Here is a 7121-nt window from a genome sequence, read left to right on the forward strand (position 1 = left end):
TAGAAAAAGAAAAATATATTAAGGATTCAGATTATATTTTTTTAAGTTTTATACTCTCTTATCTTCCACACGGGATAATAGGTCTTTTAATAGCGGTGATATTTTGTGCTGCTATGTCCTCCAGCTCTTCTGAATTGAATGCATTAGGAACTACTACTACTATTGATTTTGTAAAAAGATTATTCTTTCAAAAAGAAGAAAAAAACGATATCTTTTACATAAAAACATCCAAAATAACCACTATATTTTGGGGAGGTGTGGCTATTACTTTTGCACTTTTTGGAAATTTTTTAGAAAACCTTATAGAAGCTGTCAATATACTCGGTTCTTTATTTTATTCGATTATACTTGGAGTATTTTTAGCAGGTTTTTTTCTCAAATATGTCCAAAAGAACGCTATTTTTTATGCAGCTATACTTTCTCAAATACTTGTCATTATTCTTTATAAATGCACCACTCTTGGCTATCTTTGGTATAATGTTATTGGTGTGCTTACCCTGCTGTTTTTTGCATTATTCTTTCAAATCATACAAAATTTTTTCTTGAGAGTAAAAAAATAATTTTCCTTTTTTTTTTTATCAAAACATCATTTTTTGTTCTCTATTTTTAAAATAAGTAGAAAAAAACTATTTTACATTTTATACTACATACTGACAATATCATTTTATGACATACTTCAAAAAAAATCTTTTTACATTCATTTTTTGTTTTTATATTTGTTGTTTTCACAAAGGATTTTCACAAGAAAATCATAACTATACATTAGGGAAAAAATACTTTGATTCTGAAAACTATCCCGCATCTTTTGATATTTTTCAAAAAATAATAAAAGAAAATAACAACCAAATACCCAAACAAGATTCTGTTATTCTTCCGTATTGTTATTTTTATTCTGCTCTTTCTTCTTTTCAAATTCAAAGAAAATACAAGGGAACTGATAAAATTCAAAAAAAATACCAAAGCATAGAGTATCTTTTTGAAATACTCAAACAATTTCCTTCTTGGGACAAAAAAGAAGAAATATATTATTGGCTTGGTTATTTTTATTTTGAAAATAAACAATACGTTTTAGGAATTCCTTTTTTGGAAAGAATCCAAGATACTTTATTACAAGAAGATGTAAAAAAATTAAAAAAGAAATATTTTATAAATGAAAATGTAGAAAATCTCAAAAAAATATACCAAGAATATCCCAAAGATACTCTTATTGCCAAGGGTCTCTACGCAAAGCTAAACTTAAAAGACACCTTGCGCATCTCAATCGAAAAAAAATTTAATGTAGCACAAAACCAAAGTTCTTTTAGGAAAGAAAATAATTTAAAAAAAAAAGAAAACTTTCATATATCTGTCCTATTACCCTTTCTTTTTAATGGGTTAGAAGACGAAACACATTCTATAAACAATGTCGCATATAGCTTATACTGCGGAATTTCATTAGCAAAAGAAACACTCGCAAAAGAAAACAAAAAAATACAAGTCCATTTTTATGATACAAAAAAAGCAAATGACAACAATCCCATTAAAAATATTCTTTCCACACATGATATAGAAAAATCCAATGTATTAATAGGTCCTCTCTATTTAGAACATTATAAAATTGTTTCAGAATATACCTTAGCTAAAGAAAAAATACTCGTAAATCCATTATCTACCAACGCAGAAATAACACAAAACCCTTATTCTTACTTGATTAAATCCAGTGGGGTCACTCAATCTATTAAAACCGCTCATTATGTTGCTGACTACTTGCACAAACCCAAAACTGCTCTTATCTTTTACGAAGAAAATTCAAAAGATTCTTTGGTAGCAAATACCTATAAAAACATTCTTCTTACTAAAAATTTTAATATTATCAATACCATGGGATTAAATCCGAATAATGGAAAATTCTTTTCAAACTATTTAACAAAGAAAATAGAAATAGTAATTGAAGCGAAAACCGAAGAAGAAGCAAAAGAACATAAAGAAAAAAATCCAAAAGCTATTATCAAAAATAGAAAAAAAAAATTCTTTACCGATAGTTTAGAATGGTATGAAGAAGTATGGAATATAAAAATGGATAGTATAGGACATATATTTTTAGCATCATCAAATCCATTATTAGTTTCACACCTTATTAGTGCAATAGCAATTAGATATGATAGCATAACAATTGTGGGAAGGGAAGAATGGTTAGAATCCTCTCAAGTAAATATAGAACAGATAGAAAAGCTAAAAGTATTATTTATATCCAACGGTTATATTGATGAAATAAAGCCACAGTATCTCAACTTTAGAACAGAATATATAAATACATACAGAACTATTCCATCTCCTGCTGCTGCTTATGGATATGAAACGATGATGATTTTTGGAAGAATGCTCTATAAATACGGAAATAATATACAAGAAGGTATTACAAAAGAAAAAGAATGGAAAGGAGAACTTATAGATTGTTATCTCTTTGATAATCAAAGAGATAACCAAAAAGTGACTCTCTTGCAAATAAAAAACGGACATTTAACAAAAATAAATAACTAATAAAAAAATATGGATCCAAATTTTAGAAAGCTTACTACAAAGGAAAAAGCATTAAAAATAAACTTAGATGAGAGATTATACGGAACGTTTGCAGAAATAGGTGCAGGGCAACAAGTATCAGATCAATTCTTTAGAGCAGGAGGTGCATCAGGAACTATTGCAAAAACAATGTCTGCTTATGATATGACATTTAGTGATGCTATTTATGGTCCCTGCCAAAGGTATGTAAGCGAAGAAAGACTGAAACAGATGTTAGATAAAGAATTCTCTCTTATCATAAAAAGATTAACCTTTAGAGCAAAAAAAACTACTTTTTTTGCTTTCTCTAATACTGTAGAAGTTATAAATTTCAAAAAAACCAATAATGGACAAGGTTGGTTAGGACTTCGTTTTCAACTTCATCCCAATTCTAAACCAAATGACTGCATAATTCACGTAGTATTAAATGACAATGAAAGCCATTGGCAGCAAGAAATAATTGGAATCGTAGGTGTAAATCTTATCTACGCATGTTTCCACTATTCTAATCCCGATGATTTTATCATATCATTAGTAGATAATATCCAAAAAGGACGATTAGAAATAGATATGATTAAAATAGAAGGACCTGATTTTCATCATGTAGATAACCGACTGAATAGTTTGAAATTGGTAAAAGAAGGTCTTACCTCAGTAGCAATGTTCGGCTCTAATGGAAAAGTAATGCAACCATCTGAAACACTCTATAAAAAACATATACTTGTGACAAGAGGAAGATTTCGTCCTATAACATTAGTAAATGAAGATATTATGAAAGGAAGCTTATCACAATTTAAAGAAGAACTCATAGCAGAATCTGAACAAGATCAAAATATATTAGCTATTTCTGAACTTACGCTTACAGACCTTACTAATGATGGAAAAATAGATACAAATGATTTTTTAGATAGAGTACAACTTCTCTGTTCCATAGGGCAAAATGTCCTCATTTCTTACTATCCCGAGTATTACAAATTAGTCGCATATCTATCAAAATACAATAGAGGAAAAAAAATAGGAATCGTTATGGGATATGATAATCTTGTCCGTATTTTTAATGAAAAACTTTATAAAGACCTACCTGGAGGAATAATAGAAGCATTAGGAGAACTCCTCGGAGGAAATTCAAAACTCTTAATATATCCAAGCATAGACAAAAAGACCCCCGAAAAACTAAACACCGCTCATACTTTTATCCCTAACGAAACTCTAACACATTTTTATCAATATCTCATAGATAATAAAAAAATCGTAGATATACAATATGTTCAAGTAGAACACCTCAATGTATACTCCGATGCAGTTATAGAGCTTATTAAAACCGGAAAAGAAGAATGGGAAAAATACGTAAGCCCGATAATTGCAGAGAAAATAAAACAAAATAATCTTTTTGGATTACCCATACCATTAGAAGTAGATACAGAAGATTAGGATTCTTTTTTTAAAAAAAATTGAAATCTCTTTTTTCAAAAAATCAACTTCTATAATTATACTCATTTCTGATAATATCAAAAAAAATTACTCCTAGAGAAGTAATCATTCCTATCCACATTCCCGCATATACATCTTTGTAAAAATGTTGTAATAGATACATTCTAGAAAAACCTACTAATAAAGCTATGCAAGACAATGGAACCCACCATTGTCTTTTTTTTTCTACATACATAAATATGATGAGGAAAGCAAAAGCCGATGCAGTATGACCTGAAGGAAATGATGCCCATGAATGATGTTCATATCCATCTATTAAATAGAGTTTTTCTTTTAGATATTCCGTAGGGCGTGCTTCGTTTATAAAAATTATTCGTTTCATTATTTGAACAATAGCAAAATGAATAGCCCCTGCTGCAAAATATAAAACAAATTTTTTTTTATGAAAGAAAAAACAATATATTATTGCAAAAATAAAAGTATATGACTCTCCTAAAAATGTGATGCATTGAAAAAATATATCTAAAAAGTAATTTCTTTTTTGGTTAATATAAATAATCTCATCACCCTTGTTTATCAAAAAAAAAGGAATAAAACCCAACAGAAAAAATAAAAACAGAAGCAATGCCTCTCTTTTATACATTCTAACAAACTTGCAAAAAAAAAGAAAAGATCTCTGTACTCTTTTTTTTAATAACATAAAAAATAATTGTTTTTTTATTGGTAAGAAAGTTCTATTACTTTATTGTATGTAATCGCATTGAGTGTGATAACATCTCCATTAGATGGGTGAAAAGGCTCGCCTATATTGACTTCTACTTTGGTAGGAGTTATTTGAAAACTATCTACTCCCCATGCTCTGTGCGTTCCTTTTATATGTATTGGCACTATGGAAACCTGTGCTTCTGATGCGAGAAAAAAAGAACCATTTTTAAATGCTCCTATGCTCGCATCTCTACTTCTTTTACCTTCAGGAAATAAAAAAATACTTTTTCCTTTCTGAATGAGAATAGCCGCCTTAGAAAGATCTTTTTTAGAATTCTTTATATTGTTCCTATCTACAAAAATCATACCTGTTGCCTGCATATACCAACCAATAAACGGAAACCATTTTAATTCTTTTTTAGCAACAAAGTAGATATCATGACGTATAGACCTAAATAAAACAGGTATATCTAAATAAGAATGATGGTTAGAAATAAAAATATAAGGAACATCTTTTTGAATACCTGTCCCTCCCTTTACTTTTATTTGTAACCCACAAAAAAATAAAATAACAGGAGACCAAATATCTCTTGCCATCTTTACAGGTATTTTCCTATCAAAAAGTAAACACATGAAAAGAATGGACGATACTATCATAAACATAGTCCATAATGTGCAAAGAAATAATCGGAAGTAAGAAAGCATACCCTTGTAGATTCTTTATAATATTTTTTCTATTATTTTTCCCGTAAATTTATTTTTCAAGATGAGTTTTTTAACTCCAAAATGAGTCACCTCCTCTTTTATTAAATAATGCTCACTGTCATATTCCTTCAAAAATGACTCTTCGGTTATAGAATTCTTCCCTCTCCATATATCTATCTTTACGGGTTCCCAAAGTTTTGATTTAGAAGATTTATATGCCGCATCTAAAATTGCATTTACTATATAACCATCATAAAAAGTTTCTTTGGGAGCAATATTTTTTTCCAAAGCATCAAGCATATCCATAAACATGTGATTATATCCCAACTCATTCAGCTCGTCTCCCACAGGAAAGAGCCATCCCGAGTTCTTTTCCGATTTTTCTGCTATGTAACTCCCCCCTTCGCCCGAAGTAAACATTTCAAAACCCGTTCTTAAAAAACTATTTACCCATATAGTTCCTTCCGTTCCCATCACTTCATCTCGAAGGTCTAATCCTCCTCTAAATGTCCAGCTTACCTCAAACTGTGCTATAGATTTATTTTGATATTTTATAAGTCCAATAGCATGATCCTCTGCTTCTATGGGTTTTACTTGGGTATCAGCCCAACACATTACTTCTAATGGTTTTATATCTTTGCCTATATAACTTCGGGTTATCTCTACACAATGGCAGCCGAGATCTAATAAACATCCTCCACCAGCTTTTTCTATATCCCAAAACCAATCACTATGAGGACCTGGATGTGTTTCTCTCGATTTTGCCCATAGTATTTTTCCTAATGCTCCATTTTTAACACTTTGATGGGCTTTCAAAAACTTTGGTGTATATACTAAATCTTCTAAGTAACCATTAAAAATCTCCGTCCTCTCTACTGCCAAAAGCATTCGCTTTGCTTCCTCAGCATTTCTCCCTAATGGCTTTGTCACCATCACCGCTTTTTTATATTTACAACAAAGCATCACCGCTTTTTCGTGTAAATCATTCGGTAAGGCAACGCACACAATATCTACATCTTCTCTGCTGATACTTTCTTCCATATCAACAGTCCAATGCTCCACACTATAATCACTTGCAAATTTCTTTGCATTCTCAGAATTGCGAGAATATATACTCACTATTCTATCTTTATTTCTATATCCTTGCAGAGAATCTGCATAAAAACGACCTATAAATCCCGAACCCAACATTGCTATTCTTTTCATGTTTTTTGTAGCTTGTATTGTATTTACATGTGTAACTCTGTATTAATAATTAATTCCCTTTTAATCCTAATCTATATTTATACAAAAAGGCGAAACTGTAGATATTTCCTCTCCCATGGTTTTCTTTTTTTACTATGCCATTGGTTATGAGCATTTCTGTAAGGGTTTCCACTGTTTGATGTTTCATCCCTTCTTCGCTTTTATAAGTTGTGAGAACATTATTGAGTAATTGTCTGAATGTGCTTTCCAAAAGTATTATTTTTTTATACTTATGATCTATAATTTTCTCATCAAAATACTGAAAAACATATTCCATTGGTTTATTTCCCATTTCATTTCTCACCAGGTCTTCAAAATGCCTTTTTACCGCTTGATTTCGAGATTCTTTATCTATGTAATATGGTTGGTAAAGAATGGGTTTATCAGGTTCTTTTCCCGAATAGTGTCTTTTTTTATTTTTTTGTAATCCCATAGAAAACTTTATAAGGTCTATAAAAGGGCGAAGAGATATGGTGTCATCTGCATTTTTAAGATTT

Annotated in this window: 7 protein-coding genes; 3 read left to right on the plus strand and 4 right to left on the minus strand. The window is 30.1% G+C overall.

Going from position 1 to position 7121, the window contains the following annotated elements; translation table 11 throughout:
- The 3 genes from QM536_08985 to QM536_08995 form a co-directional block, all read left to right on the plus strand.
- The coding region (locus QM536_08985; GenBank protein ID MDI9357141.1) for a sodium:solute symporter at window positions 1–560 on the plus strand (560 nt) is incomplete at its 5' end.
- 106 nt (window positions 561–666) lie between these two features.
- Window positions 667–2520, plus strand: a complete 1854-nt coding sequence (locus QM536_08990) for a hypothetical protein (protein MDI9357142.1) — start codon at window positions 667–669, stop codon at window positions 2518–2520.
- Between the two features lie 9 nt (window positions 2521–2529).
- Complete coding sequence (locus QM536_08995; GenBank protein MDI9357143.1) at window positions 2530–3969, plus strand: hypothetical protein; 1440 nt, start codon at window positions 2530–2532, stop codon at window positions 3967–3969.
- 43 nt (window positions 3970–4012) lie between these two features.
- Here the strand turns inward: QM536_08995 and QM536_09000 are convergent, their stop codons facing one another.
- The 4 genes from QM536_09000 to QM536_09015 form a co-directional block, all read right to left on the minus strand.
- Window positions 4013–4612 carry a phosphatase PAP2 family protein gene (locus QM536_09000; GenBank protein ID MDI9357144.1) on the minus strand — a complete coding sequence of 200 codons (600 nt, stop codon included), beginning with the start codon at window positions 4610–4612 and terminating at the stop codon, window positions 4013–4015.
- A gap of 74 nt (window positions 4613–4686) precedes the next feature.
- Window positions 4687–5271, minus strand: a complete 585-nt coding sequence (locus tag QM536_09005) for a lysophospholipid acyltransferase family protein (GenBank protein MDI9357145.1) — start codon at window positions 5269–5271, stop codon at window positions 4687–4689.
- 123 nt (window positions 5272–5394) lie between these two features.
- The gene (locus QM536_09010) at window positions 5395–6585 is read right to left on the minus strand and encodes a Gfo/Idh/MocA family oxidoreductase (GenBank protein MDI9357146.1); all 1191 of its coding nucleotides are present in this window, start codon (window positions 6583–6585) and stop codon (window positions 5395–5397) included.
- Between the two features lie 49 nt (window positions 6586–6634).
- On the minus strand, window positions 6635–7121 hold a 487-nt coding region (locus QM536_09015; GenBank protein MDI9357147.1), incomplete at its 5' end, for a hypothetical protein.

This window comes from Chitinophagaceae bacterium, assembly GCA_030053935.1.
Taxonomy (GTDB): domain Bacteria; phylum Bacteroidota; class Bacteroidia; order Cytophagales; family JASGCU01; genus JASGCU01.

Coding starts and splice junctions, on each gene's coding strand:
- QM536_08995 (MDI9357143.1), top strand. CDS start 2,530: ATGGATCCAAATTTTAGAAAGCTTACTACAAAGGAAAAAGCATTAAAA.
- QM536_09000 (MDI9357144.1), bottom strand. CDS start 4,612: ATGTATAAAAGAGAGGCATTGCTTCTGTTTTTATTTTTTCTGTTGGGT.
- QM536_09005 (MDI9357145.1), bottom strand. CDS start 5,271: ATGGCAAGAGATATTTGGTCTCCTGTTATTTTATTTTTTTGTGGGTTA.
- QM536_08990 (MDI9357142.1), top strand. CDS start 667: ATGACATACTTCAAAAAAAATCTTTTTACATTCATTTTTTGTTTTTAT.
- QM536_09010 (MDI9357146.1), bottom strand. CDS start 6,585: ATGAAAAGAATAGCAATGTTGGGTTCGGGATTTATAGGTCGTTTTTAT.